The sequence below is a fragment of the Tepidiphilus baoligensis genome (genome assembly GCF_012911495.1).
Lineage (GTDB): Bacteria > Pseudomonadota > Gammaproteobacteria > Burkholderiales > Rhodocyclaceae > Tepidiphilus > Tepidiphilus olei.
Window position 1 is genome coordinate 1 of sequence record NZ_JAAAUB010000045.1, and the last position, 458, is coordinate 458.

1 protein-coding gene is annotated in these 458 nt (G+C 62.4%); it reads left to right on the forward strand.

Annotated features, from left to right (window positions below):
• The coding region (locus tag GV368_RS10940; RefSeq protein ID WP_169116542.1) for a transposase at positions 1–458 on the forward strand (458 nt) is incomplete at both ends.

Genomic DNA, 458 nt, shown 5'->3' on the forward strand with positions numbered 1-458 from the left:
CCGCTCAAGGATCAACCCAAAGGCGGGCGGCCGCCCTATCCGATCGAGACGATGGTGCGCATCGTGGTGTTGAAGCGTCTCTATGGGCTCTCGGACGAACAGATGGAGTTCCAGCTCCTCGATCGGATGAGTTTCAAGCGCTTTTGCGGCCTGGAGCACTCGCGCACGGTTCCGGACCGCACCACGATCTGGCTCTTCGAGAACCGCATCGGCGCTGCAGGGGCGCAAGCCCTGTTCGAAGCGGTAAAGCGCCAAATCGAACGCAAGGGCTATATCGCCCGGGGCGGGCAGATCGTGGATGCGACGCTGGTGCGTGCGCCCCGTCAGCACTTGAGCCGCGAGGAACGGGAGATCGTGGAACAACGTGCCATGCCCCGCGGCTGGAGTCCGGCCAAACGCCGTCAAAAAGACCTGGATGCCACCTGGACCAAGAAACACGGCAAGAGCTACTACGGCTA